The organism is Neptuniibacter sp. SY11_33 (assembly GCF_047778025.1).
Lineage (GTDB): Bacteria > Pseudomonadota > Gammaproteobacteria > Pseudomonadales > Balneatricaceae > Neptuniibacter.
In genome coordinates, this window is record NZ_CP180543.1 from 726,161 (window position 1) to 753,076 (window position 26,916).

The 26,916-nt window shown below is 44.8% G+C and carries 28 protein-coding genes; 16 read left to right on the forward strand and 12 right to left on the reverse strand.

Going from position 1 to position 26,916, the window contains the following annotated elements:
• The first annotated feature begins 27 nt into the window (after positions 1-27).
• Entirely contained in the window at positions 28-624 is a 597-nt protein-coding gene (locus ACMXYV_RS03185; RefSeq protein ID WP_415891421.1) for a DoxX family protein, read from the forward strand.
• 60 nt (positions 625-684) lie between these two features.
• Here ACMXYV_RS03185 and ACMXYV_RS03190 read toward each other — a convergent pair whose 3' ends face one another.
• The 4 genes from ACMXYV_RS03190 to ACMXYV_RS03205 form a co-directional block, all read right to left on the reverse strand.
• Positions 685-858: a hypothetical protein gene (locus ACMXYV_RS03190; protein WP_415890334.1), complete on the reverse strand. Its 174-nt coding sequence runs from the start codon at positions 856-858 to the stop codon at positions 685-687.
• A gap of 119 nt (positions 859-977) precedes the next feature.
• The gene (locus tag ACMXYV_RS03195) at positions 978-1,334 is read right to left on the reverse strand and encodes a hypothetical protein (protein ID WP_415890335.1); all 357 of its coding nucleotides are present in this window, start codon (positions 1,332-1,334) and stop codon (positions 978-980) included.
• A gap of 85 nt (positions 1,335-1,419) precedes the next feature.
• On the reverse strand, positions 1,420-2,130 hold the full coding sequence (gene tsaA / locus ACMXYV_RS03200; protein ID WP_415890336.1) for a tRNA (N6-threonylcarbamoyladenosine(37)-N6)-methyltransferase TrmO: 711 nt from the start codon (positions 2,128-2,130) through the stop codon (positions 1,420-1,422).
• Between the two features lie 100 nt (positions 2,131-2,230).
• Positions 2,231-2,926 carry a ComF family protein gene (locus ACMXYV_RS03205; RefSeq protein WP_415890337.1) on the reverse strand — a complete coding sequence of 232 codons (696 nt, stop codon included), beginning with the start codon at positions 2,924-2,926 and terminating at the stop codon, positions 2,231-2,233.
• Positions 2,927-3,036: 110 nt separating this feature from the next.
• Here ACMXYV_RS03205 and bioB point away from each other — a divergent pair, with 110 nt between their 5' ends.
• The 7 genes from bioB (at position 3,037) to ACMXYV_RS03240 (ending at position 8,933) form a co-directional block, all read left to right on the forward strand.
• On the forward strand, positions 3,037-4,080 hold the full coding sequence (gene bioB, locus ACMXYV_RS03210) for a biotin synthase BioB (RefSeq protein WP_415890338.1): 1,044 nt from the start codon (positions 3,037-3,039) through the stop codon (positions 4,078-4,080).
• Between the two features lie 57 nt (positions 4,081-4,137).
• Positions 4,138-5,304 carry an 8-amino-7-oxononanoate synthase gene (gene bioF, locus ACMXYV_RS03215; protein ID WP_415890339.1) on the forward strand — a complete coding sequence of 389 codons (1,167 nt, stop codon included), beginning with the start codon at positions 4,138-4,140 and terminating at the stop codon, positions 5,302-5,304.
• On the forward strand, positions 5,305-6,081 hold the full coding sequence (locus ACMXYV_RS03220) for an alpha/beta fold hydrolase (RefSeq protein WP_415890340.1): 777 nt from the start codon (positions 5,305-5,307) through the stop codon (positions 6,079-6,081).
• On the forward strand, positions 6,081-6,869 hold the full coding sequence (bioC, locus tag ACMXYV_RS03225; protein WP_415890341.1) for a malonyl-ACP O-methyltransferase BioC: 789 nt from the start codon (positions 6,081-6,083) through the stop codon (positions 6,867-6,869). The genes ACMXYV_RS03220 and bioC overlap by 1 nt, the downstream gene beginning before the upstream one ends.
• A gap of 10 nt (positions 6,870-6,879) precedes the next feature.
• Positions 6,880-7,569: a dethiobiotin synthase gene (bioD, locus tag ACMXYV_RS03230; protein ID WP_415890342.1), complete on the forward strand. Its 690-nt coding sequence runs from the start codon at positions 6,880-6,882 to the stop codon at positions 7,567-7,569.
• An 85-nt stretch (positions 7,570-7,654) separates the two neighbouring features.
• Positions 7,655-7,906 (forward strand): hypothetical protein, encoded by a 252-nt coding sequence (locus tag ACMXYV_RS03235; protein WP_415890343.1) that lies wholly within the window; start codon positions 7,655-7,657, stop codon positions 7,904-7,906.
• A gap of 82 nt (positions 7,907-7,988) precedes the next feature.
• Positions 7,989-8,933 (forward strand): putative metalloprotease CJM1_0395 family protein, encoded by a 945-nt coding sequence (locus tag ACMXYV_RS03240; protein WP_415890344.1) that lies wholly within the window; start codon positions 7,989-7,991, stop codon positions 8,931-8,933.
• A 16-nt stretch (positions 8,934-8,949) separates the two neighbouring features.
• Here the strand turns inward: ACMXYV_RS03240 and ACMXYV_RS03245 are convergent, their stop codons facing one another.
• From ACMXYV_RS03245 to xseA, 4 genes are all read right to left on the reverse strand, one after another.
• Entirely contained in the window at positions 8,950-9,708 is a 759-nt protein-coding gene (locus ACMXYV_RS03245) for an alpha/beta fold hydrolase (protein ID WP_415890345.1), read from the reverse strand.
• 69 nt (positions 9,709-9,777) lie between these two features.
• Positions 9,778-10,401, reverse strand: coding sequence for an FKBP-type peptidyl-prolyl cis-trans isomerase (locus ACMXYV_RS03250; RefSeq protein WP_415890346.1), 624 nt, complete (start codon positions 10,399-10,401; stop codon positions 9,778-9,780).
• A 57-nt stretch (positions 10,402-10,458) separates the two neighbouring features.
• Positions 10,459-11,310, reverse strand: coding sequence for a peptidoglycan DD-metalloendopeptidase family protein (locus ACMXYV_RS03255; protein ID WP_415890347.1), 852 nt, complete (start codon positions 11,308-11,310; stop codon positions 10,459-10,461).
• A gap of 1 nt (position 11,311) precedes the next feature.
• Complete coding sequence (xseA, locus tag ACMXYV_RS03260; RefSeq protein ID WP_415890348.1) at positions 11,312-12,673, reverse strand: exodeoxyribonuclease VII large subunit; 1,362 nt, start codon at positions 12,671-12,673, stop codon at positions 11,312-11,314.
• 165 nt (positions 12,674-12,838) lie between these two features.
• On the opposite strand from xseA, the gene guaB reads away from it, so the two are divergent.
• The 3 genes from guaB (at position 12,839) to tadA (ending at position 16,553) form a co-directional block, all read left to right on the forward strand.
• Positions 12,839-14,308, forward strand: coding sequence for an IMP dehydrogenase (gene guaB, locus ACMXYV_RS03265; protein ID WP_415890349.1), 1,470 nt, complete (start codon positions 12,839-12,841; stop codon positions 14,306-14,308).
• Positions 14,309-14,400: 92 nt separating this feature from the next.
• On the forward strand, positions 14,401-15,981 hold the full coding sequence (gene guaA, locus ACMXYV_RS03270) for a glutamine-hydrolyzing GMP synthase (RefSeq protein WP_415890350.1): 1,581 nt from the start codon (positions 14,401-14,403) through the stop codon (positions 15,979-15,981).
• A gap of 74 nt (positions 15,982-16,055) precedes the next feature.
• Positions 16,056-16,553 carry a tRNA adenosine(34) deaminase TadA gene (tadA, locus tag ACMXYV_RS03275; RefSeq protein WP_415890351.1) on the forward strand — a complete coding sequence of 166 codons (498 nt, stop codon included), beginning with the start codon at positions 16,056-16,058 and terminating at the stop codon, positions 16,551-16,553.
• Between the two features lie 14 nt (positions 16,554-16,567).
• Here tadA and mltF read toward each other — a convergent pair whose 3' ends face one another.
• Positions 16,568-18,046 (reverse strand): membrane-bound lytic murein transglycosylase MltF, encoded by a 1,479-nt coding sequence (gene mltF / locus ACMXYV_RS03280; RefSeq protein WP_415890352.1) that lies wholly within the window; start codon positions 18,044-18,046, stop codon positions 16,568-16,570.
• A 108-nt stretch (positions 18,047-18,154) separates the two neighbouring features.
• Between mltF and purL the strand changes: the two genes are divergently transcribed.
• Entirely contained in the window at positions 18,155-22,057 is a 3,903-nt protein-coding gene (gene purL, locus ACMXYV_RS03285; protein WP_415890353.1) for a phosphoribosylformylglycinamidine synthase, read from the forward strand.
• Positions 22,058-22,181: 124 nt separating this feature from the next.
• On the opposite strand, the gene ACMXYV_RS03290 is transcribed toward purL, so the two are convergent.
• From ACMXYV_RS03290 to ACMXYV_RS03300, 3 genes are all read right to left on the reverse strand, one after another.
• Entirely contained in the window at positions 22,182-22,775 is a 594-nt protein-coding gene (locus ACMXYV_RS03290; protein ID WP_415890354.1) for an OmpA family protein, read from the reverse strand.
• A 229-nt stretch (positions 22,776-23,004) separates the two neighbouring features.
• Positions 23,005-23,304 carry a YciI family protein gene (locus ACMXYV_RS03295; RefSeq protein WP_415883557.1) on the reverse strand — a complete coding sequence of 100 codons (300 nt, stop codon included), beginning with the start codon at positions 23,302-23,304 and terminating at the stop codon, positions 23,005-23,007.
• 11 nt (positions 23,305-23,315) lie between these two features.
• Positions 23,316-23,864, reverse strand: a complete 549-nt coding sequence (locus ACMXYV_RS03300) for a septation protein A (RefSeq protein WP_415883558.1) — start codon at positions 23,862-23,864, stop codon at positions 23,316-23,318.
• Between the two features lie 72 nt (positions 23,865-23,936).
• On the opposite strand from ACMXYV_RS03300, the gene ACMXYV_RS03305 reads away from it, so the two are divergent.
• From ACMXYV_RS03305 to rluB, 4 genes are all read left to right on the forward strand, one after another.
• Entirely contained in the window at positions 23,937-24,773 is an 837-nt protein-coding gene (locus ACMXYV_RS03305; protein WP_415890355.1) for a PHP domain-containing protein, read from the forward strand.
• A gap of 71 nt (positions 24,774-24,844) precedes the next feature.
• Positions 24,845-25,465, forward strand: coding sequence for an L-threonylcarbamoyladenylate synthase (locus tag ACMXYV_RS03310; RefSeq protein WP_415890356.1), 621 nt, complete (start codon positions 24,845-24,847; stop codon positions 25,463-25,465).
• 95 nt (positions 25,466-25,560) lie between these two features.
• Positions 25,561-25,956 carry an H-NS family nucleoid-associated regulatory protein gene (locus ACMXYV_RS03315; RefSeq protein ID WP_415890357.1) on the forward strand — a complete coding sequence of 132 codons (396 nt, stop codon included), beginning with the start codon at positions 25,561-25,563 and terminating at the stop codon, positions 25,954-25,956.
• Positions 25,957-26,071: 115 nt separating this feature from the next.
• Positions 26,072-26,902 (forward strand): 23S rRNA pseudouridine(2605) synthase RluB, encoded by an 831-nt coding sequence (gene rluB / locus ACMXYV_RS03320; protein ID WP_415890358.1) that lies wholly within the window; start codon positions 26,072-26,074, stop codon positions 26,900-26,902.
• Positions 26,903-26,916 lie beyond the last annotated feature (14 nt).

A 26,916-nucleotide genomic window follows, 5' to 3' on the forward strand; every position in this document is an offset into this window, starting at 1 on the left:
ATAACGGGTGAAGTTATGTCGAATCCTATGGTTAGTTTTGTTAGTCGTTTACAAGATGTCTTAGATAATACGAAGTTTGCAGATGGCCTAGCGCCTTTGCTGTTGAGATTGTATCTCGCACCTGTGTTTTTGCAGGCGGGCTGGAATAAATACACTGGTTTTGAAAACACAGTAGAGTGGTTTGGAAACAAAGAGTGGGGGTTAGGTTTGCCTTTCCCCGAATTGTTGGCAGCGATGGCGACAGGTACTGAAATAATTGGCGGTGTGTTGCTGTTGATAGGTTTTGCTGTGCGCTGGATTAGTATTCCATTGATGGCCACTATGCTAGTGGCGGCCTTTGCGGTGCATTGGGAAAACGGTTGGTTGGCTATCTCTGATGGGGGTAGTTGGCTGGCTAATGACCGAGTCATGGAGGCTCAAGAACGTCTGGCTGTGGCTAAAAGTCTGTTGCAGGAGCATGGGCATTATGACTGGCTAACTGGGCGTGGGTCTGTTGTTATTTTAAATAACGGGATTGAGTTTGCTATTACCTATTTCGTAATGTTGTTTAGCTTGTTTTTTACTGGTGCTGGGCGGTTCGTGAGTGTGGATTATTGGATCCGACGCTGCTGTAAGCAAGATTAGAATTTAGATACAAAAAAGGCCTCTATTTAGAGGCCTTTTTTATTGGGAGATAAAGATTGATTAACGCGGTTGTGTCGGATTAACGATTAGGGATAAAAAAGCATCGTTATACCAATGAGATGCACTAATGAGATCGGTAAAAGATTCAGATTCAAAAACACGCTCTAAATAACATTCAAACAGTGCGCTGGATTCTTCGATCATTTGTTCAGTTTGTGCAAAAGTAAAGTTCATATACACCTCAATCGTTAACCTGACTCCTTCAGACTTCTATCCCAAATAAAAACCCGAGCATTTTAATCGGGTTTTATACTTTAGTCAAAGTTTTGTTTAAATGTTGATCAGGTGTTTAGTTATAAGCTTTTGTTAGTTTGGTTGTCGGATGAAGGCGTTTGTGACCCTACGGAATCTTTTATCTCATCTAGCATGTCGTTTAGCAAAGGCGCGCATTCATTGCCTGCGTCTAAAGCATTGTCGATAACCTGCCCGACTGTAGGGGATTCTTTCTGATTTAGCGCTTGTTGATCATCCATACATTGCATGTAGTTCTTCAGATAGATCGAACTCGTCTTTCCCGTGCTTTCAAGTTGCTCGATACTCTCGGGTAATGTGAGTAACCAATCAGGAATCTGTTCTAAATGTTCATTTGCTTGTACAGGTGCCGATAAAGTTACTAGGGCAGTGCTGATCAATGCTCGTAAATACAGCATATAAGCCTCCAAAAGCTATAGGCGTATATTAATTAGTTTAGCCTGAAGAGGAGCTGAATCAGGCTCGCTATCGTTGAGGCAGATGCTATTCGACCGTGATTGAATCAACCGTTATTTCTTTATCTGAGATTCTAAAGCGAACGTTAAGATCGTGTAACTTTATTCCGTAGCTTTTTTCGGCATCGTTCTTTTTATAGGCCGGGCGTGGATCACATTTCAGGAGTTCGCTAAGTTGCTGCTTTAACGGTTGTTTTAACCGGATTTCGCTGGCTGAAATTTCTTTTTGGGCCTGTTCCGAGAATACAATTGGTTGAGCTAGAAGGGTGATTTCATCTGCCATTGGATATTCAGCTTCAGAGATAATGTCTGAGTATGGAAGGTATGGCTTTATATCAATGACGGGGGTACCGTCTAATAGGTCTGCACCACTAATCACTAACTCAATCCCGTTGGATGTTTTATCTATGCTATCTAAACGCACGGGAGACAACCCGATAGGATTGGGGCGAAAAGGAGAGCGTGTAGCGAAGACCCCAAGTCTTTTGTTGCCGCCTAAGCGAGGAGGGCGGACTGTAGGTTTCCAGCCTTTATCAATGCACTCACTAAATAGGAAAACGAGCCAGATATGGCTGCATGTTTCCAAGCCCCTAACAATCTCGTTACTGGAAAACTCTTCTAAGATCTCAACACGAGCCGTTACGCTTCTCGCTAAATTTGGCTGCCTCGGTATGCCAAATTTCTCTTTATAAGGACTTCGGATGACGGCGATTGGAGCTATAGAGTAGGTGCTTGGCATAAGTGTTGTCGCAAATTAGTTGTCACTAGTCTTAAACTCAGGTTTTTACTCTTTATTTTCCTTTAATGCCACTACTCTTCTTTTTTAATTCTTTAACACACTATTTATCCGTTCGAGCTAAGGCCAGTCCATAGACCTGTTCGGCGCCGGCATTGAGTAACGCAAGGCTCGCTGCTTCGAAAGTCGCCCCTGTAGTCATTACATCATCAATTAACAATATTCGTTTATGTGGGATCGGTTTGCATTTAAAAGCGCCTTTTTGATTCTTTAGGCGTTCTTTTCGGGATAGGGAGCGCTGTTGTGGCGTGCTTTTTATTTTGATGAGAGAGTCATGATCTGAGGGTATGCCACTGTATTGGCTGATTCGGTCGCAGAGGAGTATAGCTTGATTAAAACCTCGTTTTATAAGGCTATATCTATGCATGGGGATAGGCATCAAGCAATCGATGGGTTGGTGAGTTGTTAAATGGTCAGCCATCAGGCGGGCGATATGGCTTATAAACTGAGTATTACGATTGAATTTAATGCCGCTAATGAGTTGGTTAATAGGAAATTGATAGTGGAAAAGCGCTTGGGCTTGTGTAAAGGCTGGTGGCTTCTTTTGGCACTGACCACAAATTAAGTTGTCTTGATTGCTTGGTAGGGGAAGGGCGCAGATTTTACAGCAGTGCTCTAACCAAGGCAGGTCTTGTAAACAGCTAGAGCAGATATTGCTTTTAGAGGGCTTATCAAGCTTAAGTTGACATAAAACGCACAGGTCAAAAAATAGACTGTGGTTTACTGTTGGTTTTTTCATTGGTTGACAGTTCCTTCTGTCAGGATAAAATTGTCACTTTATTTTGGTACGTTTTATCGTGGTGCTAGGCTTCCTGCCTGTATCGCTATTTTCTCGGGAGAAGAAGCAAGATGCAACAACTAGGTGCAATTCGTCATGACTGGACAGAAGCAGAGGTAAAAGCTCTGTTTGAACTGCCGTTTAATGATCTGATGTTTAAAGCGCAAACAGTGCATCGTGACAACTTCGACCCGAATGAAGTTCAGGTTAGTACGCTACTTTCTATTAAAACAGGTGCGTGCCCAGAAGATTGTAAATACTGCCCACAGAGTGGTCATTACAATACTGGTCTGGAAAAAGAGCGCTTGATGCAAGTTGAAAAAGTATTGGAGAAAGCACGTAAAGCTAAAGAAACGGGTTCAACCCGTTTCTGCATGGGAGCGGCCTGGAAGCACCCAGCAGATAAAGACATGCCTTATGTAATCGAGATGGTTCAAAAGGTCAAAGAGATGGGTTTAGAAACCTGCATGACTTTGGGCATGTTGGATGAAGGCAAAGCTCAACAGCTTGCGGATGCGGGTTTAGATTATTACAACCATAACTTGGATACCTCTCCTGAGTTTTACGACAAAATTATCACTACCCGTACTTATCAGGATCGTTTAGATACGCTACAGAATGTTCGTGATTCCGGTATGAAAATTTGTAGTGGCGGTATTTTGGGTATGGGCGAAACGGCAAAGGATCGCTACGGTTTATTGATGCAACTAGCAAATATGCCAGTACAGCCTGAAAGTGTACCAATCAACATGCTGGTTAAAGTATCGGGTACACCGCTAGAAAATGTTGAAGATTTAGACCATATCGATTTTATTCGTATGATTGCAGTAGCGCGTATCATGATGCCTAAATCCCATGTTCGTTTGTCCGCTGGTCGAGAAAAAATGAGCGATGAAATGCAGGCGATGACATTCTTTGCTGGTGCTAACTCTGTTTTCTACGGAGAGTGTCTGTTAACCACACCAAATCCAGAAACACATCGCGATGTTCAATTGTTTAAGAAATTGGGTATCAACATGGAGCAACGTATCTCTGATACGGATGAAACCCAAGAAGCAGCATTAATGAGCAACCTGCAGAAGCAGCAGGACAGTTCTCACTTCTACGAAGCTTAATCGCTTATAGGGGGTAGCGAAAGCTACCTCCTACTCTAAACCTCTTAGAGATTTACTATGTCTTTTGACTCCTTATCTGAAGAGCTGCAACAGCGAAAGCAGCAGTCTCTTTATCGTCAACGCCGTACGTTAGAAACACCACAGCAACCTATGGTGAGCGTGGATGGGCGCGAGTATCTTGCCTTCTGCTCAAATGACTATTTGGGATTGGCTAATCATCCTGAGGTTATTCAAAGCTTTAAAAAAGCGGCAGATAAGTATGGTGTTGGTGGTGGTGCTTCTCATTTAGTGAATGGACATAGCCAAGCTCATCATGAGCTTGAAGAGGCGCTTTCTGAATTCACAGGCAGACCAAGAGCGTTACTTTTCTCAACGGGGTATATGGCGAATATTGGTGCCGTAAATGCTTTATTAGATAAGCAAGATGCAGTATTTCAGGATCGCTTAAATCATGCCTCTTTATTAGATGCTGGTTTGCTTTGTGGCGCGCGTTTTCAGCGTTACTTACATAATGACCCAGAGAGTCTAAATACACGCCTGAGTAAATCAGAGGCTCGACGTAAGTTAGTGGTTACTGATGGCGTATTTAGTATGGACGGTGATGTAGCTGATCTGCCTTCTCTTGCTTCAGTGTGTCGTGATCATCATGCTTGGTTAATGGTTGATGATGCGCATGGCTTTGGTTGTTTAGGTAAACAAGGTGGTGGCTGTGCGGAATATTTTGCTATGGGGCCAAATTCACCGGAAGTGCTGGTGGGCACTTTAGGTAAAGGCTTTGGTACAGCGGGTGCGTTTGTAGCGGGGTCTGAAGAGCTAATTGAGACGTTAATTCAACATGCTCGAACCTACATCTATACCACCAGTATGCCGCCAGCAGTGGCTGCCGCTACCTTAACGAGTTTGCGTTTATTGCGTGAAGAAAATTGGCGCAGAGAAAAACTTGAAGCTTTGATCCAGCAATTCCGAAAGGGTTGTGATGATTTAGGTTTGGATCTAATGGACTCCCCAACGCCGATTCAGCCAATTGTGATTGGCGAGTCAGATAAAGCAATCCAGATCAGTCAGGGGCTTGAGCGAGAAGGTATATTCATCAGTGCAATTCGTCCGCCAACTGTTCCGCAAGGTAGTGCACGACTCAGAGTGACCTTAAGTGCTGCGCATACTGAAGCGCAAGTTGAGCGTTTAATAGGCACTTTAGAAAAAGTTATTAAAGAGCAGGCGTAAATGAGCCAAGTGAAGCTTTATAAAGAGTACCGCGAGAACCCAGGCAAGCCTGAACTAGTTTTATTACATGGCTGGGGTATGACCGGGCAGGTATGGGGCCCATTTGCTGATCAATTGGCAGAGTATTTTAGCCTGACGATTATCGATCTACCGGGTTTGGGGCGATCTCAGGAGTTTCCTACCCCTTATACGCTTGAAGCGGTATTGGAGGTGTTGGCGGAGCAGGTGCCTGAATTGGCAATCTGGTTAGGTTGGTCGATGGGTGGACAGATTGCTGTTGCTTTTGCGGATCGTTTCCCGTCGCGTGTGGATAAGTTGATTACAATTGCTTCTAATCCTTGTTTTGTTCAGCGCGATGATTGGCCATCTGCTATGGGTGAAGCAACGCACCAAGCTTTCGAAACATCGCTTGCTCAGAATCAGAAAAAGACCTTAACCCGTTTTATTATGCTGCAAACACAAGGGGCTGAAGCAGGTCGAGATATTCTGAAGACGCTTAAAGTGATCCTATCGGATGTGGAGCACTCGGCAGCAGAAGAAAGCTTGACTTTATTGCGCTTAGATCAGCGCCCTGAGTTAAAAAATCTAGCTGTGCCAGTGTTACACCTATTTGGCGAGGTTGATCACCTTGTTCCAAATTCAGCAGCAGATGCTTGTCAGAGTCTAAGTGGTGGCCAAGTGGTGACTTATATCGGAGCGGGCCACTTGCCTTTCCTTTCTCATCAAGCTGACGTTGTCGCTGATATTCTTGGTTTTGTTCAAGGGGATCAATCATAGTGGATCTGTTGATTGATAAGCGCCGCGTAGCGGATTCATTTAGCAAAGCTGCTCAGACGTACGACAGTGTTGCTGACTTGCAAAGAGAGGTTGGACAGGAGCTATTGGCTTATCTCCCTAAGCAAGCTGTATCTACCATGATGGATTTAGGCTGTGGTACAGGCTACTTTACCCCTAAGCTCAAGCATGCCTACTCAGATGCAACGTTACTCAATCTAGACCTGGCGTTGGGAATGTTACAGTTCTCCCGTGCACAGCGCTGTGAAGATCACACCCATTGGATTTGTGCGGATGCTGAGGCGTTACCGATTGCTGATCAGCAGCTAGATCTGATCTTTTCCAGTTTGGCTATTCAGTGGTGTGAAGACGTAGAGGGTTTGTTCTCAGAGATAAGCCGTGTACTAAGGCCAGGAGGTAGCTTTGTCGTTGCGACGCTGGGGCCTGAGACCCTTAAAGAGCTTCGCCAAGCTTGGTCTCATGCGGATAGTTTTACTCATGTGAATCAGTTTTTGCCGGTGGAGCAGTTAAAGGCAGCTCTGCCGGAAACGCTTTGCTGTCAAACGTTAGAGCAGCAGAATAAGGTTCTACGTTATCCACAGTTAAAGCAGCTAACTGATGAGCTAAAAAGGTTAGGGGCGCACAATATGAATGCTGGTCAGCAGCAAGGTCTAACTGGACGTGAGCGGGTGCGTCGTTTTAAAGACGGTTATGAACAGCAACGTTTAGATGATGGGGCTTTGCCGGCGACCTATCAAGTTATATACGCTGTATTTGAAAAAGAAGTCTAGGAGTTAGGTTGTGGGTAAACGAAGTTTCTTTATTGCAGGTACAGATACCGATGCTGGAAAGACAGTTGTTTCTACGGGGTTGCTTGAGGCCGCCAACCAGCGAGATCTAAAAACGATTGGTTTGAAGCCTATTGCCGCTGGTTGTGAAGAAACAAATGACGGCTTACGAAACTCTGATGCGCTTGCTCTGCAAGAGGCAGCGTCAGTTGCTATGTCATATGAACAAGTAAACCCTTTTGCATTTAAGCCTCCTATTGCACCGCATATTGCTGCAATGAAAGAAAACCGTGTATTAAGCGCTGATCGCATTGCTGCGATGTGTAAAGGCGCTTTAATGCAGCCTGCTGACTTTGTTGTTATTGAAGGCGCGGGTGGTTGGCGTGTGCCGTTAAGTTTTCGTGAAACTATGGCTAATATCCCTAAGCTTTTGAATGTGCCAGTGATCATGGTAGTTGGTATGAAGCTTGGTTGTATTAATCATGCTTTGTTGACTGCTGAAAGCATCTCCCGCGATGGTCTGCAGCTAGCAGGGTGGATTGCTAACCGTGTTGATTCAGAGATGGATTGTTACGGTGAGAATGTTGAAACCATCGCAAACATGCTGCGTGCACCTCTACTTGGCGAAGTGCCATATCTAGATGAACCTTCTGCTAAAAATGTTGCCCAATACATTGATATCGATTTATTGTTGAATAATTAACATGATCAAAAAATGAACATCTTCTCTCGATGTTCTATAATTACTGTTGCCATAGCTGTGTTTAAAAAATATAGAGGTGGTGACTATGAATGTAACCAATGCTTTGCAAACAGGTTTTATTGGCATAAACCGTGGTTTAGATAACGCACCACGTGCTGCCAGTGATGTAACTGGCTCGGGTAAACCTGATCAGCCTGAAGAAGCAACAGGCCGTGATCAAAACCAAGCGGTGCTTGAATCAGCAGCAGGTACTGATGTAGAAGCTGCTGCGACTAAAGTTGTCAGTCAATTGGAAGAACCAGGCGAGCCTGGTGCGATTATTAATGTACGTGTGTAAGTACATTAATCAATAAATGGATGTGGTGAACAAGGTGAAAGCAGAGACTGCTTTACACATAATCAACAGAGGGGTGTAGCTGATGCAGATATTCAATGCAGCTAATTCCCAGGCACTGAATGCCAGTGCAATACCGCAAGAACTTCGCTCGAGTGAAGCGAGGAAGGTACTTGCGACTGTTGAAAATGTGGCACCTGAACAAGAACTCCAGTCCAGTCGCGGTTTGGTTAATCGAGATCGCGTTACCCTTTCGGCCGAAGCCGCGGAACTATCCCGCCTTGCAAGTACAACATCCACAAAACTCGAACGGGAAGATGGCGAACTTGTTGGCTTGGAATCTGATGATGCTGAGCTAATAGGGTTGGAGTCTTCATCATCTACTTCTGCTCCTGCATCGTTAGGTGTTTCTAAATCTGAACAGGCACAAGAACAGCAGGAGCTCGAAATAACCCGAGATCTTGCTAAGCGTGATCGTGAAGTTAGGGCTCATGAGCAGGCGCACGCTTCTATCGGTGGGCAATATACCTCTGCGCCGAGTTATACCTATGAACGTGGTCCGGATGGTCGCCTTTATGCGGTAGCCGGTGAAGTTAAAATAGATACTTCACCTGTGCCGAATGATCCGCAGGCAACTTTGGAAAAAGCCGAAATTATCCAGCGAGCGGCACTCGGTGTTGCCGAACCATCTGCTGCTGATCGCGCTGCAGCAGCGGACGCTAGGGCAATGGCGGCTGAAGCGCGTGCCGAGATGCTTCAGCAAGAAGAAGAGGTTAGAGCTGATGAAACTCGTTCCGCAGAGGAGTCAGAATCTGAAGATGATGATTCTCCAACTGCAGGCGAGCGTTTACAAGAATTTAGGGATGAGCGGCAAGCACGATCAGCTGGTGCGGCAGAGGCTTTAAATGACTTCAATGAGCGAATGAAAGATATCAATAAAGAGCTGGCGGAGATCAACAAAAAGTTAGTTGATGCCGGTGTCTTCCAAAAGCTTTTCCCTGAAGGTTCTCTTCTTGATCAGCAAGTTTAAGCTGCTCAATCCTTTCCTACTGTAAATAATCCAATATTAGCTGCGTAAATTCAGCCGGTTTTTCTGCGTGTGGCCAATGGCCAGCATCTTGGATGATTTTATAATCTGCCTTAGGGAATAGTCCTAAAACCGCAGTGCGATATTTGGGCAGTAAATAATTAGATTTTGCGCCTTTAATAAATAGGACAGGGTTTGTATAGGGATTACCTTGAGGAGCCGCGCTGATATTTGAGTATTGATTATGCAGTGCGTCAAGGTTCATTCGCCATGCAAATTTCTTATCTTCAGTGCGGTAAAGGTTCTTGAGTAAGAACGCTCTAACACCCAATTCATCCACATAGACTGAAAGTTGCTTATCAGCATCACCACGAGATTTAAGGGATGCTAGATCTACTGAAAAAAGTCCTTTGAATACATCGTCATGATGAGGTGTGTATTCCACTGGGGCTATATCAACAATAACAAGATTTGATATCAATTCTGGATGAGTAATTGCAAATTGCATTGCTGCTTTACCGCCCATTGAATGGCCGATAATGTGGGCTTTGTTTAGTTTTAGATCCTGCATCAATTCAGCGATATCACCGGCCATTAGTTCGTAGTCAATCTCCGCTGAGTGTGGAGAGCGTCCGTGATTTCTCATGTCGGCAGCGATCACTTGAAAGTGCTTTGATAGAACTTTGATCTGAGCGCCCCAATTTTCAAGGGTGCCAAACAGGCCGTGTAAAATAATTAAAGGTTCACCTTCACCGTGAATCTGATAGTTCAGTTTCATTGTCTATTACTCAAAATAAAGGCGGCGCTGATAAGTCAGGGCCGCCTTGGGTATTAACTTACTTAGATATTACAGAATATCTAGTAGCTCTACGTCAAATACAAGCGCAGAGTAAGGAGGGATGCCACCAGGAGAACCTTGCTCACCGTAAGCTAGGTTGTAAGGAATGAATAGCTTCCATTTAGCGCCTTTGTTCATCAACTGAAGAGCTTCAGTCCAGCCAGCGATTACGCCGCCAACAGGGAACTCTGCTGGTTGGCCACGATCGTAAGAGCTGTCGAATACTTTACCGTCAGTGAATGTGCCGTGGTAGTGAGTACGAACAGTAGATTCACGAGAAGGTTTGTCGCCTTCTTCGCCTGCTTCGATGATTTCGTATTGTAGGCCTGACTCTAGAACAACAACGCCTTCGCGTTTAGCATTTTCAGCTAGGAATTCTTCACCGGCAGCTGCAGCTTCTTTAGCTTGTGCTTCTTGAGCTTCACGAAGACGTTCGTTGATTACGTTGAACGCTTCTTGGATCTCTTGAACTTCTACGCGCATCGCTTCGCCGTTGAAAGAATCAGCGATACCTGCAGAGATAGCATTTAGGTCCATGCCTTCGAATGGCTGTTGAGCTAGCTGGTCGCCCATTTGACGGCCGATACCGTAGCTTGCTTTCTGTTCTAGTGTTTCAAATTGAAGATCAGACATTTATTGATTCTCGTTGAGTCAAAAAAAGCGAGCAATCGCGTTGCTCGCCATAGAAAATTATTTGCTTAAAAACAATATGGGGTCGACACGTGTATTATTCAAGCTTACGCCCCAATGAAGATGTGGCCCCGTGGAACGGCCCGTCGATCCTATCTCTCCAAGCTTATCACCCGTTTGAAGTATGCCACCGATTTCTACATCAATTTTGCTCATATGGCAGTACATTGTTGTCATGCCATAACCATGATCCACAATGACTGTTTTGCCATTGAAAAAATAGTGTCCAGTATCGACAACGGTGCCTGCAGATGGTGCGGTGATTGGCGTACCTTTAGGCGCTGCGATATCTAAGCCGCTGTGAGGGTTGCGGGGCTGTTTGTTATAAAAACGCTTTAAGCCAAATGGGCTGCTATAAGGGCCTTTAGCAGGGATAGCAAACCGAGTTGGTAATTGTTCAGGTTCACTCCAGTGTTTGTAAGCTGCGACCATTTTTGCTTTCTCGCGTCGCCAGCGTTTTACATCTTCCGGATCAGGCTCTACGTGGCGTTTGTTTTTGATGGTTAGGTACTGTGCTTTGTACTCTTTGCCCTCAACCTGAAAGTAATACGAGGTCCCATCTGCTTTTAAGTGCTGTTTCTTGGCAGGTTTGGCGCTTAATGGGATGCCTGCAACAGCAATCCATTTGCTAGTGTCTGCGTATGCTGTATCAGTTGAAGGTAGCACCATGACGCGATTCCCTTTATACCAAGCGGATGGTGCGATAGCTGATGTAAGGCCTTCAAGCGGCAAAATGGCAACGCCGCCAGGTACACGGCTTTCAGTGGGAAGTTCTAGGGCTTGCGCATTGATGCTGAAAGCGCATAAGCCTGTAAAGAGTAGCAGTGATTTGGTGAATGCTTTTCTGATCATATTAATGTTCCGTGATGACTTCATCTACGCTGCAGTGAAGTTGTCCTTTGTGTAATTGAACTTCTATTTTTTGTCCGCTGACAACATCAGAGGCTGACTGAATAACTTTTTTGTCGCTATCTTTGGTAATGGAGTAGCCTCGCTCTAGCGTAGCAAGTGGGCTAACAGTTTGTAACTGGTTAGCCAGCGAAGAAAGCTTGAATTGCTGACTTTTTAAACTTGATTGGCATGCTTGCTTAAGGCGTTGATGCAATGAGTGGAGCTGTTCTTCCCTGCGCAGTAACAACTGTGCAGGTGATTGGGCCTTTAAACGGCCCTCCAATTGCTGATATTTGATCTGCTTTTGCGCGAGGATGCGTCTGATCTGATTGTTTAGCTTTAGCTCTACATGATCTAAGCGCTGAGCTTGCTCTTTTAAGGTCTGGCCCGGGTGGCGTAATCGACTCTGTAAATTTACAAGTTGCTGCTTGGCGGTAAAAAGTTGTTGCTTTTGTTGGCGCTTAAGTCGAAGGCTGAGCTGATTTAATCGTAGTTGTAGCTCTTGTTGGTCTGGGCTGACTAATTCTGCGGCCGCGGAGGGGGTTGCTGCTCGGATATCGGCTATAAAGTCTGTAATGACCACATCAACTTCGTGCCCTACCGCACTAATAGTGGGTATTTCACAGTCAAATAAGGTGCGTGCAACTTGTTCGTTGTTGAAAGCTTGTAGATCTTCAAGTGAGCCTCCGCCGCGTCCCACGACGAGAACGTCACAAACGTGATGTGCTTCAGCCAGAATTATTGCTTTGCAGATTTGTTGCGGGGCATCTTCGCCTTGCACTGCTGTGGGATAGACAGTAACGGGCAAACCCGGAAAGCGCCTTTTTAGTACTGTTAAAATATCGTGTACTGCTGCACCTGTAGGAGAGGTGATGATGCCAATGTGTTTGGGGTGTTCCGGAAGTGCTAGCTTCTGTTTGCTGTCAAACATTCCCTCTTTCAAGAGTTTGTTCTTTAGTTCTTCAAAAGCAACTTGTAGTTGGCCGCTGCCAGCGGGTTCTAAAAAGTCGCAAATTAATTGATAGTCACCTCGCCCTTCATACAAGCTTACTTTAGCGCGGACAATAACCTTGTCCCCTTGTTTGGGTTGCTTGCTTAATACTTGGTTGCGGTTCTTAAACATGGCGCAGCGTACTTGGGCTTTGTCATCTTTAAGGGTGAAATACCAATGACCAGAACTAGGGCGAACAAAGTTAGAGATCTCGCCTTCTACTTGAATGGTAAGAAATGATCGCTCAAGCAAAGTGCGTGCTTGTCTGTTTAGTTCGGAGACACTGATCGCATGGGATTGAGTGCCCGATTGAAAGCTATTTGAGTTCTGCATGGCCCTCATATTAAACGATCTATTCGCGTTACTGCATCCGAAAGCAAAAAAAATGAAAGCTAGCCCGTAATTACCCTGTAATTTACAAGTTTTAGATTGAGACAAAAGGCTAATTTCTGTATAATTTCCCGTTTAAATTTTACTTACTACACAGGCTGGCAAAGAATGTTGCGAATTGCTGAGGAAGCACTCACTTTTGACGATGTGTTGCTGGTTCCGGGCTACTCTGAAGTACTGCCGAAGGACGTTTCACTGAAAACTCAACTGACTAAAGGTATTCAACTGAATATTCCTTTGGTCTCTGCTGCTATGGATACCGTGACTGAATCCGGTTTGGCTATAGCTATGGCGCAGGAAGGCGGTATCGGGATCATCCATAAGAACCTGACAATTGAGCAGCAAGCTGCTGAAGTTCGTCGCGTTAAAAAATATGAAGCAGGTGTTGTAAGTGACCCTGTAACTTGCAGTTCTACTATGACTGTAGGTGAACTACGTCAGCTGTCTGCTGAAGTTGGTTTCTCCGGCTTCCCTGTAGTTGATGGCGACGATCTGGTTGGCATTGTAACTGACCGTGATTTCCGTTTTGAACGTAAGCTAGATGCGACTGTTGCTTCTATCATGACGCCCAAAGAGCGTTTGGTAACAGTAAAAGAGGGTGTAGATCCTGATGAAGTTCGCAATCTACTTCGTAAACACCGTATTGAAAAAATCCTAGTTGTTGATGATGCCTTCAAGTTACAAGGCATGATGACAGTTAAGGATATGAATAAGGCTCAGTCTCACCCTAATGCTGCTAAAGATGCTAAAGGTCGTTTGATCGTTGGTGCTGCAGTAGGTACTGGTCCTGAAACACCAGATCGCGTAACTGCACTTGTTAACGCTGGTGTTGATGTAGTTATTGTTGATACCGCTCACGGTCACTCTAAAGGTGTTATCGATCGCGTTGCTTGGGTTAAAGAAACTTACCCACAGGTGCAAGTGATTGGCGGTAATATTGCTACTGCTGAAGCAGCAATTGCGCTAGCTGATGCTGGTGCTGATGGCGTTAAAGTCGGTATCGGCCCTGGTTCTATCTGTACTACACGTATCGTTGCGGGTGTTGGTGTTCCTCAGATCAGTGCTGTAGCTAATGTTGCTACTGCTATGGCTGAGCGTGGTGTTCCCGTTATCGCTGACGGCGGTGTGCGTTTCTCTGGTGATTTAGCTAAAGCGATTGTTGCAGGTGCATCTGCGATCATGGTTGGCTCTATGCTAGCGGGTACTGATGAAGCGCCAGGCGAAGTTGAACTATTCCAAGGTCGAGCATTTAAGTCTTACCGTGGCATGGGTTCTCTAGGTGCTATGGGTCAATCTTCGGGCTCTTCTGACCGTTACTTCCAAGATGCGTCTAAAGGTGTTGAGAAGCTGGTACCAGAAGGTATTGAAGGTCGTGTGCCTTGTAAAGGTCCAATGGGCGGCGTAGTTCACCAGCTAGTAGGTGGTTTACGTGCAGCGATGGGCTACACCGGTAGTGGCGATATTAAAACTATGCGTACAGTCCCACAATTTGTACGTATTACTAACGCGGGTATGAGCGAAAGTCATGTTCACGATGTGAGCATCACTAAAGAAGCGCCAAACTACCGCGTAAGCTAAGTAAATAAACTCTGAAAAGAGGGGTGGATAGAATCCGCCCCCTTTTTTTTTTGCGGCGACGCTAATGTCGCAAAGTGAAGAGATTGAAGGTTATGACCAAAGATATTCACGCTCAACGAATTCTGATTCTAGATTTTGGTTCTCAGTACACACAGTTAATTGCACGTCGTGTACGTGAAATCGGTGTTTACTGTGAAATTCATGCTTGGGATATGTCTGAAGACGATATCCGTGAGTTTGCGCCTAAAGGTATCATCCTTGCTGGTGGCCCAGAGTCTGTTACTGAAGGTGATTCTCCTCGTGCACCAGAGGTTGTATTTAATCTGGATGTACCTGTGTTGGGTATCTGCTACGGCATGCAGACAATGGCTGCTCAGATGGGCGGCGAAGTTTCTACATCCGATAAGCGTGAATTTGGTTATGCTCAAGTTCGTTTAGAAAGCAGCCCAAGCCGTCTTCTCGAAGGGATTGAAGATCATGTTGCAAACAACGGTGCGCTATCGCTAGATGTATGGATGAGCCATGGCGATAAAGTTACTACGCTGCCTGATGGCTTTGCAGTGATTGCATCGACTGAATCTGCACCAGTTGCAGCAATGTGCAATCCTGAGAAGCAGTTCTTCGGTGTTCAGTTCCACCCTGAAGTTACACACACCAAACAGGGCGGTCGTATCCTTGAGCGTTTTGTTGTTGAAATTTGTGGTACGGAAGCGCTATGGAACTCTGCAAACATCATTGCAGACCAGATTGAAAAAGTACGCGCTCAGGTGGGTGATCAGAAGGTTCTTCTAGGTTTATCTGGCGGCGTTGATTCTTCTGTTGTAGCGGCATTGCTTCATAAGGCAATTGGCGATCAGCTGACCTGTGTGTTTGTTGATAACGGTCTTCTGCGTAAGCAGGAAGGCGATCAAGTAATGGACATGTTCGCTAAGAACATGGGCGTGAAAGTAATTCGTTCTGATGCTGAAGATCTATTCCTAGGTCGTTTGGAAGGTGAAAACGACCCTGAGAAGAAGCGTAAGATTATCGGTAATACTTTTATCGAGGTATTTGATGACGAAGCGACTAAGCTAACTGACGTTAACTTCCTAGCGCAGGGTACGATCTACCCAGACGTAATTGAGTCTGCTGCTGCGAAGACGGGTAAGGCGCATGTGATTAAGTCTCACCACAATGTGGGTGGTCTGCCTGAAGATATGCAGTTTGAGCTAGTTGAGCCGCTACGTGAGTTGTTTAAGGATGAAGTGCGTAAACTAGGTCTGGAGCTGGGTCTTCCATACGATATGGTTTACCGTCACCCGTTCCCTGGACCGGGTTTGGGTGTGCGTATCCTAGGTGAAGTTAAAAAAGAATATGCTGATATCTTGCGTGAAGCGGATGCGATCTTCATTGAAGAGCTGCATAAAGCTGATTGGTACCACAAGACAAGTCAGGCATTTGCGGTATTCCTACCAGTTAAATCTGTAGGTGTTGTAGGCGACGGCCGTCGTTACGAATACGTTATTGCTATTCGTGCGGTAGAGACGATCGACTTTATGACAGCGCGTTGGGCTCATCTTCCATACGAGCTTTTAGAAACTGTATCTAGCCGTATCATTAATGAGATTCCTAAAGTTTCTCGTGTGACTTACGATGTTAGCTCTAAGCCACCTGCGACAATTGAGTGGGAATAAGTATTCTTTAAGCTTAATTGTTATGATAAAAAGCCTGCTCTTGTGCAGGCTTTTTAGTGTTTGGGGAAAGGTGAATGGATCAGCGAGAGATAGATGAGCGCTGGATGAAAGAAGCTTTATTGCTGGCGGATCGAGCTGAAGAAATTAACGAAGTGCCGGTTGGTGCTATCGTAGTTCTAGATGGTGAGATTATTGGTAGAGGTTGGAATCAACCGATCAGTGGTCACGATCCAACTGCACACGCTGAAATACTTGCGCTGAGGGATGCAGCGGAAAATGTCGGTAACTACAGACTGGTTGGTGCGGATCTCTATGTAACGATCGAGCCTTGCACTATGTGTACGGGGGCGATCGTTCATTCTCGCATTCGGCGTGTTATTTTTGGAGCAGTTGAAGCTAAAGCTGGAGCTGTTCAGAGTAATGGCCAATTACTCGATCAGGCTTGGATGAATTATCGTGTTGAGGTTGAGGCAGGGATATTAGCGGAGCGCTGCAGTGAAAAAATAAGCGCGTTCTTCAAACGTCGACGTGCTGAAATAAAGGCTGAGAAATTAGCTAAAAAACAGAGTTAGTTATATAGAGTTACCTATAGGGCAGGTAGGAGATCTTCGACTACTTGTCCTTTATCCCAGCTTTCGTGGTCCGGGTTTAGGTCCGCTTCTTCGTCTTGTCGCTTGGTTTGGAGAACCTGCACCTCCCAGCTCAGTAGCTTCATGTATTTTCTAATATTGCTTACATAGTGCACTGGTTCGTACCCGCGTGCGTATCCGTAACGGACAGTGCTGTAATGTCTTTCTTGGGTTAATAGGGGAAGGTGTTTTTTAACATCATCCCACTTGTCTGGATTCAGGCCGGCTCTTGAGGTTAGTACCCGTGCATCCTCTAAATGGCCGTACCCTACGTTGTAACCTGCGAGAGCGAACCACAAGTGGTCAGGATCGGGAATGCGATCTGGAATCTTTTTCTTAACGATTACAAGGTAATGAGCGCCGCCGATAATGCTTTGCATGGGGTCTGTCCGGTCGGTGACACTAACCTCTTTAGCGGCAGCATTGGTTAGCATCATGATTCCTTTAACGCCTGTAGGGGAGACTGCTTTTGGATCCCAGTGAGATTCTTGGTAGGCAATGGATGCTAATAGTTGCCAGTCTATCCCGGTTTCCTGTTCGGCCATAAGGAAATACTGTTCGATCTTCGGAAAGCGTGTTTGCATGTCTTTCTTGAAGGTCGTCGTGTCGTAGAAATTAAGTGGATTGCTGCGATTAAAATATTTTTCTTTCAGTGACTCGATCAGTGTCTGTGTGCTTTCGAGAGCTAGGAAACGGTTAATTGAATCACGTAAAGTTTGGTCGTGATGAGGTGAAAGCAACCAAGCTAATGGCTGCGGTTCGTCTAGATCAAAGCCTTTTTTAAGACCCGGGAAAAAAGTTTTTTGGCTGTCGAAAGTAACAGCATCAACGACTGTGTAGTCGATCTCTTTGTTTTGTACTTGTTCCATCAGCTCTGTGGACGAATAGGAGCTGGTTTCGTCCCAAGTTAGTTCTGGATATTGAGCTTTAAGGCTTTGTAAAAGCTCTGCATGGCTGCTGTTGGCAAGTACGACTAATTTTTTACCGGGTTTAAGTAGATCGGAAATATCTTTGGGTGCTTTTTTGCCTTTGGTTTGACGGTATATCAGCGTTGTCGTGGTTTTGAGATAGGGTTGAGTAAACTCAAACTTTTCCTGACGTTCTTCTGTGATCGTAAGCATGGAGCCCGCGATATGGCCATCACGGGCGCTCATCGTGCTGAAAATAGAACTGAAATCATCAGGAAGCACTAATTCAAGTTCCACGCCTAAATGGTCGGCATAAGCTTTAGCTAAATCGTATTCAAAGCCTGCTGGTTTGCCTTTTTCGATAAAATAAGTGTTAGGTGAGTTTCGTGTAACGAGTTTTATTGCGCCAGATTCTATGATCGCACCTAGCTGGGTTTTGCTATTCCAGCTCAATAAGCCCGGAATACAGAGCAAAAGAAAAATGACCAGAGCATATGCTGCATCTTTTTTGCGACTAATATCAAACATCGTACTGCTTTTCTGGTATCCAACTGGCTGTTTCGGTAAAATTCACTACTTATATTTCTCCTGTAACTACTGCTTTATATTTGCAGCTATCAAGAGGCTCTATTAGAGATGCTGGCACTGCGCGGAGCACCTGCTCTTTCTGCTTTTCGTCATGAAAAGTTACTTACCGTTATTCAGTCTTCAGTTCCTGCTGTAACAGGTCTATATGCTGAATTTATGCATTTTTCCGATTTGTCACAAGCTTTATCGGACGATGAGCAAAAAGTTTTGGAACGTATTTTACGTTACGGGCCAAAAGCTGAGGCTCAGGAGCCAGCGGGTCAGCTGTTCTTAGTTGTTCCTCGTCCGGGCACTATATCGCCTTGGTCGTCGAAGGCAACTGATATAGCCCACAACTGTGGCTTATCAGCGATCAAACGTCTAGAGCGCGGTATTGCATACTACGTTCAAGCATCTAAAGATCTTACGGATGCTGAAGTTGAGGCTGTACAGGCTGCATTGTTCGATCGCATGGTTGAAGCTGTATTGCCAAGTATAGATGACGCGTCTTCGCTTTTCTTAGAAGAGGAGCCTAAGCCACTGACGACTGTAGATATTTTGGGTGGCGGTCGCGAAGCCTTGGTTGCAGCGAATACAGATCTTGGGCTAGCTTTGGCTGAAGATGAGATTGATTACCTAGTTGAAAGCTTTATTGAGCTAGATCGTAATCCGACAGATGTTGAATTGATGATGTTTGCTCAGGCGAACTCTGAGCATTGCCGTCACAAGATCTTTAATGCTTCATGGGATATTGATGGCGAAGCGCAGGAGAAATCGCTGTTTGCCATGATTCGTAACACCAATGAAATGGGCGGCGAGAACGTACTGTCGGCGTATAAAGATAACGCTGCGGTAATGGTTGGTTCTAAAGCGGGTCGATTCTTCCCTAAACCAGATAGCAAAGAATATAGCTACAATCAGGAAGATATTCAGATCCTGATGAAGGTTGAAACTCATAACCACCCAACTGCCATTGCACCACATTCGGGTGCGGCAACGGGTTCAGGTGGTGAAATTCGTGATGAGGGAGCGACAGGCAAAGGTTCTAAGCCAAAAGCTGGTCTTACTGGATTCACAGTATCAGATCTTAATATTCCTGGCTTTGAGCAGCCTTGGGAATCTAAATACGGTAAGCCAGAGCGTATTGTGACACCTCTGGATATCATGATCGAAGGCCCAATTGGTGGTGCTGCATTCAACAACGAATTTGGTCGTCCGGCACTGACTGGTTACTTCCGTACTTTCGAACAGAAGGTAAACGGTGCTGCGGGTGAAGAGGTTCGTGGTTATCACAAGCCAATCATGATTGCGGGTGGTTTAGGTAATATTCGAGATGAGCACGTTGAAAAGGGTGAAATTCCTGTAGGCGCTAAGCTGATCTGTCTTGGTGGTCCTGCAATGCAGATTGGTCTAGGTGGTGGCGCTGCTTCCTCCATGACATCTGGTTCTTCTACTGCAGATCTAGATTTCGCGTCTGTGCAGCGTGACAACCCAGAACTTGAGCGTCGTTGCCAAGAAGTTATCGACCAATGCTGGCAGTTGGGTGATGAGAACCCGATCGCATTTATCCATGACGTAGGCGCTGGTGGTCTTTCTAACGCTTTTCCTGAGTTGGTAGGTGATGGTAATCGCGGTGCTAACTTTGAACTACGAAATGTAAACAACGATGAACCAGGCATGTCGCCATTGGCTATCTGGTGTAACGAAGCGCAAGAGCGTTATGTTATGGCGGTGGCTCCAGCTGATATGGCTCGCTTCGAAGCGATCTGTGAACGTGAGCGTTGCCCATACGCTGTTGTAGGTGAAGCGATAGAAGAGATGCACCTAACATTAGGTGACACTCACTTCGAGAATAAGCCGGTTGATCTACCTATGAGCGTGTTGTTTGGCAAGCCGCCAAAAATGCACCGTTCTGTAGAACGTAAATCTTATGAAGTAACTGCTTTCGATACGAGCTCTATCGATCTTAAAGATGCGGCTGAGCGCGTAATGAAGCTGCCTGCGGTAGCTTCTAAATCTTTCTTGATCACTATTGGTGACCGTTCGATTACTGGTCAAGTAGCGCGTGATCAAATGGTTGGTCCATGGCAGGTTCCTGTGGCTAACTGTGCGGTTACGACTGCTGCTTACGATACATATACTGGTGAAGCGATGGCCATGGGTGAGCGTACACCGCTTGCATTGGTTGACTCTCCTGCGTCTGGTCGAATGGCGATTGGAGAGACTGTTACTAACATTGCGTCCGCTCGTATTGGTGACATTAAAGACATTAAATTGTCTGCAAACTGGATGTGTGCTGCTGGCCACCCAGGTGAAGATGAAAAATTGTATGACACTGTTAAAGCTGTAGGTATGGAATTGTGCCCGCAGCTGGGTATCACTATTCCTGTAGGCAAAGACTCAATGTCTATGCGTACCGTGTGGGAAGATGAAGGTGAACAAAAATCTGTAACTGCGCCGATGTCTTTGATTATCACTGGCTTTGCCCCTGTAACAGATGCACGTAAAACATTGACGCCTCAGCTGCGTACTGATCAAGGTGAAACTGACCTGATTCTTTTGGATCTAGGTAATGGTAAAAACCGTATTGGTCTTTCTGCACTAGCTCAGGTTTATAACGAAGTCGGCCAAGATGTTCCTGATGTTGATCAGCCAGAGCAGCTTGTAGCGTTCTTTGCAGCGATTCAAGAACTAAACGAGCAAGGTCAAATCCTTGCATACCATGACCGTGCTGATGGCGGTTTATTTGCAACGATTGCTGAAATGGCATTTGCTGGTAAAACAGGTGTTGATCTAAATCTAGATATGCTTGCTGGCGAAGAAAGTGAGTTGGCCGCAGCATTGTTTGCTGAAGAGCTTGGTGCCGTTATTCAAGTTAAGCGTGATAGCTTAGAAACAGTTCTGACTGAGCTAAATGCCGCAGGTCTTGGCGATATTGCTCAGGTTCTAGGTTCTACTAACTTAGATGATGAGATTCGCTTCCACTTCAATGAGGAAGAAATCTATTCTGAGTCACGCGTACAGCTACAGCGCTGGTGGGCCGAGACTTCTTACCAGGTTCAGTCTTTGCGTGATAACTCTGAATGTGCACAACAAGAGTTTGACCGTATTCTTGATAAACAAGATCCGGGTCTGAATGCTGAGCTTACTTTTGATCAGAATGAAGATGTTGCAGCACCATTTATTCAGACGGGTACACGCCCTCAGATGGCTATCGTTCGAGAGCAGGGTGTAAACGGTCAGATTGAAATGGGCGCGGCGTTTGATCGTGCTGGTTTCGCAGCTGTTGATGTCCACATGAGTGATATCCTTTCTGGTCGCGTTGAGCTTGATCAATTTAAAGGCCTAGTAGCATGTGGTGGCTTCTCGTACGGTGACGTGTTGGGTGCAGGTGAAGGTTGGGCTAAATCGATCCTATTTAACGCCCGTGCACGTGATCAATTCCAGCAGTTCTTTAACCGCGAAGATACGTTTGCGTTAGGTATCTGTAACGGTTGCCAGATGTTATCTAACTTGCATGAATTGATTCCTGGTTCTGATTTATGGCCGCACTTCGTACGTAACGTTTCAGAGCAGTTTGAAGCACGTGTTGCGATGGTGGAAGTTCAAGATTCTAAGTCTGTGTTCTTGCAGGGTATGGCGGGTTCTCGTATGCCAATCGCTGTGGCGCACGGCGAAGGTCGCGCAGAATTCAAAGATGAGGTGCACCTAGCGGGGCTTAAGTCATCTGATGCAGTGGCTCTACGTTATGTGGATAACTATGGTCAGCCTACAGAGGTTTACCCTGCTAACCCGAATGGTTCACCAGAAGGTATTACCGGTGTTACAACTACTGACGGTCGTGTGACTATTATGATGCCACACCCTGAGCGAGTTTTCCGTACAGTAACTAACAGTTGGGCGCCAGATGAGTGGTCTGAGGATGGTGCGTGGATGCGTATGTTCCGCAACGCACGAGTTTGGGTAGGTTAAATTCCTGCATTTGATAAAAAAGGCAGCTACGGCTGCCTTTTTTATTTTTGCTTTTCAGGAAAGCCGCAAAACTGGCCAAAAAAAAGGCGCTCAATGAGCGCCTTTTTTATAAGGTAGTAAGAAATTACTTAGTACCAGAAATCTCAACTTCTACACGACGGTTAGCACGTAGGCAGTCGATTAGGTTAGCGCCGCGCTGGCCATCGCAAGATTTTGCAGGAGCGTTTTCACCCATGTAACCAGTGCTGATTACAGAGCCGTTTACGCCGCCAGCTTGTAGGGCTTCAGAAACTGCGTTTACACGCTTCATAGATAGAGCGTCGTTGTATGCGCTCGCACCGATGCGGTCAGCGTGACCAACTAGGTTTACGCTAGTTACAGACTTAAGAGAGTTGATGTAGCTAGAAATATCGCTTACATCGCCAGCGTTAGAGCTGTCGAAGTCGAAGTATACGATGTGCTTCTCAACAGTAGCCATCGCAGCTGGTGCTGGAGCTGGTGCTGGAGCAGGAGCAGCTGGAGCTTGGTAGCCTTCACAACCTTCGATAGCATTAGCTTCTTCCCAGAAGCCGTGACGCCAGCAGCCACCTGAACCAGTTTTCCAAACTGTAGCGTTTGGAGTTTCGTCCCAGTAACCTGCGTTGTCTGGGTGTGCTTGTGCGCCAGTAGCTAGGCCCATAGCCATAACTAGGCCTGAAGCGATTGCGAATTTTTTCATTTTGCTGTCCTTAAATACGATTGGGGTTCTGTATCTTAGAATTGTAAGAAATAATCTGCTTATTACAACTCTTCTAAGCTGAACATAGTATAAACATTCCAATATTTTGTACTATCTTTTGACTATTGTCGGATAAAAGCCGCTATTCTTGCCTGGCTGATATAGATAGTTATCTATTTTTGAATGCAAACTGTGCACTTTAGTTGCAGATTTTCTCTATATTCTGTTGTTATGGTAATACTTTTTTATAGGGTTTTACTACCACTTTGGCATATACGCCTGCTTCTATATAAGGGTCTTTGTCTGCCCAGGCTTGCGCTTCTTCCAATGAATTGAATTCTGCAACAACTAAACTGCCGCTAAAACCGGCTTCGCCTGGGTCTTCGCTATCAATTGCAGGATGTGGGCCAGCTATAAGTAAACGGCCTTCTTCGTTAAGTTGAGTCAGTCTCGCTAGATGGTCTGGGCGGGCTGCCAGTCTTTTTTCTAGGCTGTTCTCAACATCTTCGGAAATAATAGCGTAAAACATAAGGTCTCCTGCTACTGATCGTTATTTTCGGTATTTTCAATATGGCGTGATAGGTAGAAGCCTTGAGCAATAATGAAGACAAGGGTGAGACCAAGCATGCCGAATAATTTAAAGTTAACCCAGATTTCTTCGCTAAAACTGTAGGCGACAAATAGATTAATGATGCCCATCAGCACGAAAAATATAACCCAAGCAATATTTAGGTTTTTCCACGCGAATGCTGGGAGGGATATGTTGCTACCCATAAGACGTTCAACAATTGTTTTTTGACCGATGAATTGGCTACCTAAAAAGGCTAAGCCAAATAACCAGTTAACAACAGTTGGTTTCCATTGGATAAAGGTTTTATCTTGAAAGGCAACTGTTGCCCCACCTAAAAGAACAACTAAAACTAGAGTAACTAGTTGCATCTTTTCGATTGTGTGCGTTTTGATCCATGTGTACAGCATTTGTAGCAGCGTGGCGGGTATTAGGATTGCAGTGGCTAAAATGATGTCGTTTGTTGCCTTATAGACGATGAAAAAGATAATAATGGGTAAAAAATCGAGTAACAGCTTCATAGTCGTTGAAATCAGTCCGTTTAAGGTAAAATACAAAGAACGTTATAGCTCTTTATAGATAGAGTGAAAAATATGGAATTACCACACTACGATTTACATTGCCATTCTACTGCGTCAGACGGTGCCTTGTCCCCTATAGAATTACTAGAGTTGGCAAAAAACAATAATATTGATGTCTTAGCTTTAACGGACCATGACACAGTGGCTGGAGTTAAAGTTTTACAGGCTGAAAACCCTGCCGAAATTAGGATTATTACAGGAACTGAACTGACCTGTCTTTGGAATGGTCGCGTGATTCATATTGTAGGCTTAGGGGTTGATTTAGAATCTGACGATTTAAAATCGTATCTTGCTAATTTATCTAATCTTCGAATAGAGCGGTCAAAAAAAATAGCTAAGCAATTGGTTTCTATGGGCTTGCCTGATGTTTTTGAGCACGCAAGAAAATTGGCTGGGAAGGGAAGTATTGGTAGGCCACATTTTGCACGAGCTTTACGTGAGCAAGGAGCGGTTGCAAATGAACAGCAAGCTTTTAAGAAATATTTAGGCATTGGTAAGAAAGGTGATGTCAAAATGGCATGGCCAGAACTGTCTGAAACTGTAGCTGTGATCAAAGCTGCCGGTGGTATTGCTGTAATAGCACATCCAACTAAGTATAAGATGACTTTTACGAAGCTACGTTTAGTTATTGCTGACTTTGTTGAATGCGGTGGTGAGGCAATAGAAGTTTCTTACCCAGGGGTAACGCCAGATCATCATTATCATCTGCTCAGAATTGCAAAAGAAAATAATTTATTACTCTCAGCAGGTAGCGATTTTCATGCGCCTTCTCAAGGGTGGACTAACTTAGGTAAATACCCTCCTATAAAGGTTGAGGGGCAGCACGTTCTCGAAAGATTATTGAACTAAACATTTGTTGCTTTTGATTATTTAATAAATAATAGATTGTATAAGAATAATTTTATATAAGGCGTGTGATAGTGAGCCAGTTTTTTCAAATACATCCTGATAATCCGCAAGCGCGCTTGATCTCTCAGGCGGTTGAAATAATTAATAAGGGTGGTGTGGTTATCTACCCTACGGATTGTGCCTATGCATTGGGTTGTCACCTTGGTGATAAAACAGCATTGGAGCGCATTAAGCGAATTAGACAATTAAGTGATAAGCATAATTTTACATTGGTGTGTCGAGATTTAAGTGAAATAAGTACCTATGCTAAAGTGGATAATACCTGTTATAGATTATTAAAATCACACACCCCGGGCGCTTTTACCTTTATTTTAAAGGCGACATCGGAAGTGCCTAGACGATTATTGCATCCGAAAAGAAGAACGATAGGGATTAGAGTCCCAGATAATGCAATTGCTTTAGCGCTTACGGAAGCGCTTGGTGAGCCGATAATGAGTACTTCATTAATTATGCCGGGCGAAGATATGCCACTGATGGATCCCTATGAGATGCGTGAATTATTGCAGCATCAAGTGGATCTTGTAATTGATGGCGGCTACTGTGGCATGGAGGCGACCAGCGTAATTAACTTAGTTGAAGATGCACCTGAAATAATTAGGCAAGGTGCAGGGGATATAAGTGATTTTAGTTAATTTATTTTTTAATTAATTTTTAAAAATATTTTTCCTTGATTATTTATCGACTATAAAGATAATTGCTTACTTACTTTTATTCTGGTGGTTTTGAAATGTCTGATTTTCTTAAAGTTCTACTGCGTAAAAATTCTTTGCGCAAACAATGCCAGGAATTATCTGTTTCTGAACTAGAAAAAGTGATTTCTGATTTAACTGTGATTGCTGAAGATAAGCGCGCGGAAGAAGAAGCGTTAGAGGCAGCTGAGCAGGCAAAAGCAGCAAAAATTGAAGCTATTCGCCAAAGTATGCAGGACGCAGGTTTAGATCTTAATGATCTAATGGGATTGGTTGGTGAAGCTGCAAGCACGCCTAAGAAAAAGGTGCAGCCTAAATACCGTATTGAAGATGATAACGGTGAAGTTCACGAGTGGTCTGGTCGCGGCCGTACCCCGTTAGCTTTTCAGGCTTATTTCGATAAAGGATTTACTAAAGAAGACTGTCTCATTTAAAATAAGAGTACGGTTTTATAGAAGCCCTTTCTTTTATGAAAGGGCTTTTTTGTTTGAAGGTATTAAATTAGGTTAATGCCTGTTGTCTTAATTAGCATATTTGTAGGTGCGTCGAATGACTGACGAAAAGTTACATAAAGTATTGGCGCGCTCCGGAATAGGCTCACGTCGTGAGATGGAGCGTTGGATTAAAGAAGGTCGAGTTTCAGTAAATGGCTCAATTGCTACCTTAGGAGATCGTATCTCCGAAGGTGATACAGCTGAAGTTGATGGCCAACCTGTGCAGTTGATATTTGATAAACAAGCTGAGCGTAGAGTGCTTATTTATAATAAGCCTGTGGGAGAAATCTGTACGCGTCATGACCCTGAAGGTAGGCCTACAGTATTTAGACACTTGCCGCCTTTAAAAGAGGGGCGTTGGATAGCGATTGGTCGACTCGACATTAATACATCCGGTTTGTTGTTGTTCACTACCGATGGTGAGCTAGCAAATGCATTGATGCACCCGTCTGCTCAAATTGATCGTGAATATGCAGTTCGTGTCTTAGGTAATGTTGATGATGGTATTTTATCCCGTCTCAAAGAAGGTGTTCTTTTAGAAGATGGTATGGCTCGTTTTACTGATGTCCAGTTCTTTGACGGTGAAGGTGCCAATAAATGGTTCCACTGTGTGGTAATGGAAGGGCGTAATCGAGAAGTTCGTCGCTTGTGGGAATCGCAAGAGGTTCAGGTTAACCGCCTAAAACGTGTTCGTTTTGGGCCTATTTTCCTGCCTAGTGATGTTAAGTCGGGCACATGGAAAGAGATGACCGGTAAAGAAGTTAATTCTCTATCTAAAATGCTTGAGCTTAAGCCTAAGCGTGGTGCAAGAATGACGGCTGATGAAAAGCAGAAATACGAACGTCGTTACAAGAAGCAGAAGGCGCGTCGTCAAGAAGGTAACTAGTTACGATGTGAGTT